Origin of the sequence: Anaerotignum sp. (assembly GCF_031981185.1) — a bacterium.
Taxonomy (GTDB): domain Bacteria; phylum Bacillota; class Clostridia; order Lachnospirales; family Anaerotignaceae; genus Chakrabartyella.
Genome location: NZ_DALYUL010000057.1, coordinates 1 through 3,563, shown reverse-complemented (window position 1 = coordinate 3,563; position 3,563 = coordinate 1). Strand labels below are relative to the sequence as shown.

General features: G+C 37.7%; 5 protein-coding genes. 3 read left to right on the top strand and 2 right to left on the bottom strand.

Annotated elements, in window-relative coordinates; translation table 11 throughout:
• Window positions 1-86 precede the first annotated feature (86 nt).
• Window positions 87-782 (top strand): hypothetical protein, encoded by a 696-nt coding sequence (locus RTK36_RS16390; protein WP_312048292.1) that lies wholly within the window; start codon window positions 87-89, stop codon window positions 780-782.
• A 41-nt stretch (window positions 783-823) separates the two neighbouring features.
• Here RTK36_RS16390 and RTK36_RS16385 read toward each other — a convergent pair whose 3' ends face one another.
• Together RTK36_RS16385 and RTK36_RS16380 are read right to left on the bottom strand one after the other, a co-directional pair.
• Entirely contained in the window at window positions 824-1,063 is a 240-nt protein-coding gene (locus RTK36_RS16385) for a helix-turn-helix domain-containing protein (protein ID WP_312048291.1), read from the bottom strand.
• Between the two features lie 13 nt (window positions 1,064-1,076).
• Window positions 1,077-1,403, bottom strand: a complete 327-nt coding sequence (locus tag RTK36_RS16380) for a helix-turn-helix domain-containing protein (protein WP_312048290.1) — start codon at window positions 1,401-1,403, stop codon at window positions 1,077-1,079.
• Window positions 1,404-1,531: 128 nt separating this feature from the next.
• Here RTK36_RS16380 and RTK36_RS16375 point away from each other — a divergent pair, with 128 nt between their 5' ends.
• A complete protein-coding gene (locus RTK36_RS16375; protein WP_312048289.1) occupies window positions 1,532-2,038 on the top strand; it encodes an SLOG family protein in 507 nt (168 codons plus the stop codon).
• Window positions 2,039-2,096: 58 nt separating this feature from the next.
• Window positions 2,097-3,563: antirestriction protein ArdA (locus tag RTK36_RS16370; protein WP_312048287.1), on the top strand; the 1,467-nt coding region annotated here is incomplete at its 3' end.

Sequence of the window (3,563 nt, the reverse complement as noted above, 5' to 3'; positions counted from 1 at the left end):
AAGAAGGAAACCTGCTAGAAGTCAAATTAACTATTGACTTTTCTTAGCAGGTTTTTGTACCTAAAAATGAAAGGAAAGTGAGAAAAATGCCAAGATTATTTTTGTATGGAACAGAATTACAGGAGTTGGAACAACTGATGATGCTTGTTCCTAGGTTTTCGCCAAGGCAGAAAGGATTGATTGTGGTGGGAGAAACAACAGAAGTAAAAGGTGGAATTAAGAAGTGCCGTTCTAATAAAAAATGCGGTAAAGATAATTGTGGGGGAACCGCTTGCACAAATTTTACGAACCGCATAGGGATGAGCAGTGTAAACTACAGAGAAATGACTATAGAATGCTTTTCTGAAATCAGTTATTTCTATTTTAGAAAAAGGCTTTCGGACTTAGTTGCAAGTTCTCCGGACGACTGGTTTATAAGTGAAGCCCATGAGATTAGATTTGAAAATATTTGCGGAAGTCTCAGAGTTCATAATAAGGGCAGCAATCCTCGCTACCTTGCCACACTGTTTCTGCTGACTGCAGATGGTAGGTTATGCAGTCTTGCAAAAGAGCATATATATTCCAATCGTTTTGAATTTAAGAATATACGTCTCAGTGGAATGACCACGAACAGCTATGCCCTATATCAGGTGGCAAAAACCATCTATACCGGAAAAGAATACATAAAGCTAAATGAAATAGCAGATAAGCATTTGATTGATCATCAAACTTTTATGGCGATAATTCATGCAATTCTCATTGTAAAATATGGCGGTGAAATTTTGAGTTTTAAAATGTCATGAAGGCTTGATTTTACACTATGATGAACTTGATAAATAGATAATTATTTTGTATAGGTCATCAAATCGGAAATTTCGCAATCCAAAACAAAGCAAATACGAGTAAGAACATCTATATCCATTCTCTCAATGTTTCCGTGGTACCATTTATCGGCTACCTCAAAACGAATGTTTGCAAGTTTAGCAAGTTTGCTTCTGGTCAATTCTTTGCTGTCCATGATTTCTTTTACGTGAAACCTGATTTTTCCGTAATCTTTTATTTCAAAAATTGAGTTATTGTTCATATTAGCCACCTCTTTACAGCAATTCTGTTAGACCTTTGATAAAGCCAATTACCCGTTCCTTTTTGGTTTCCGGTAGCTTTCTAAATTCAGAAATAAGTTCTAGTTCAGTTTGGCTTAAGTCGGATTTGCTTAATAGTTTTAAATCTTTAATGTCGGTTCTGCCAAGAAGATAATCGACAGAAGTGCTAAGGCAATCGGCAAGTTTTACTAGCATATCAGCAGGAGGTACAGCTTTGTCAATTTCATATCCGCTAATCGTTTCTTGTGATACCCCAACTTCTATGCCAAGGCGAACTTGAGTCATATTCTTAGCTTCACGTAGTTGTTTTAATCTTTGCATATTTGTCACCTCAGCTTTCAATATAAATAATATCAATATTATTTGACTTTTATAGGGATATGGTCTATATTGTGTATGGATAATATCGATAAAAACAATAAATATTATGACTAAAGAGGTGGGGAACTATGCAAAATAATGAAAACACTTTATGTTTTAGCGGTCACAGAAGTATAAGGATTCCTAAAAGTAAAGAAAACCTTGAAAATTTGAAATTAAGAATAGGGGAGGAAGTTGACAAAGCAATTAAAGAAGGAACAGATACCTTTTACTTCGGAGCGTGCTATGGATTTGATTTACTGTGTGCAGAAATTGTGCTCATGCGAAAACGAGTAGTACATATATCAGAGCCGAAAGTAATAAAGCTCATTGCAGTCGTTCCCTATGAAGAACAGCCAAAAAACTGGAACGAGGAGAACCGAGAAATCTATTTTACAACTCTGGCTCAGTGCGATGAGGTCATTACCCTAAATGCCAAATATCATCAGGGCTGTTTTTACCAGAGAAATCGATACATGGTGGACCATAGCAGTAAAATCATATGCTACTACGATGGCAGTAAAGGAGGTACAGCATACACCGTAAAATATGCAGAGAAAAGCAAAGTGGAAATAATAAACCTATACGAATCCTAATAAATTCGAGTCACAAAGGTGACTCTTTTTTAATGGGAAAAACAGAATGGAGGAAAAAATGAGAATAACAATCAAGAACCCTATAAACGAAAGAAGGGAAAGCCTTTGGTTTCCTTGGAAAGCTGAGGATTTTGAAAAAGTTTGCTTGGGATTAGAAATCCTCCCAAGTACAGAACCGAACTGCACCATTGTAGAAGTATCCGATGAAAGGCTATCTACTCTTCTTAAAGATAAGCCCTGCAATATTGATGAGCTGGACTACCTAATGAAACGATTGGACAGCTTTGATAGGGATGAACTGCAAACCTTCTACGCTATGGCATACCAAAAAAAAGCAGAAACTACGGCAGACCTCATCAATATAACCTTCAACACCCACTGTTACAGCCTCGTTGCCGATTTCAGCGACCTCGATGCAGTAGGCAAGAAAATGTACCTAACAGAGCAAGGTGCGGTCAGCGAGAAAGAATTACAAGAGTTTGACGGCAGAGCGTATTTTGAGAAACTGCTTGCTGAAAATCCTAACTCATTGATTACACCCTATGGAATTCTTTATCAAAACAAGAATCCAATACAGACAATTTATAATGGACTGCACTTTCCTCTGTATCATTGGCAAGATGAAATTGCTGAGTTGGAAGTGGGAAAAGACGGTTATAGTCAATTTCTCTATCTGCCTTGCACGCAAATGCAAATAGAATATGCCTTGCTAAGATTGGATGCAGATGCTCTGTCAGAATGCAGTCTAAGCCTTACTAGCGACCATTTTCCAGACAGAATGCTTGAAATTTTAGCTGACCAAAAACCCCTCTGTGAGAACATGGATAATCTTAATCACTTTGCAACTAAGTTTCGAGAAATAGACACCCAAGAGGAAAGTTATGTTGAAAAGCTCATGGAATTTATTAAACCAGATAAACAAAAGGACTTAAAAGCACTTCTGGACAGTATGTACGAGTTTGAACTTTTCCCCAATATCCATACTGTGGAAGAATACGGTAAATATATCATCTGTGAAAGCGGTCATTTTGACTATGACGAGAATCTTGAAGAATACATAGACTTTGAACGCTATGGCAAGCAGAAAATTGCCAGTGAAAATGGAGCATTTACTGAAAAGGGATATGTTCTCTATCACGGTTATCAGGTAGATTATAAAATCGATGTTTGCCCAGATGAGCTGGCAGAATATAAAGATGAAATATTGCAGGCGATTGAGAGAAATGCCTTGCCCGAAGAAACGGAACGAGGATTGATGAGGTACTATTGCGATCAGGATAGCGTCAATGCAAAAGTAAAAAGATACCATTTCTCTGTGGAAGAAGTGAATGGTCAGCTGATGGGAGTTGCAAATCTCATTTTAAATGCACCCCTTGATGATAGGGAGCTTGCCAGAATAAAAGATGAAATTACAGGCCAAGCCAGTGACGGATGGGGCGAGGGCTTTGAGCAAAGAAAGATTAAATGCAACGGTAAAGAGGTGTATGTCAGTTTTTGGGCAGCAAAAAACTGGAGTTTGCAGACG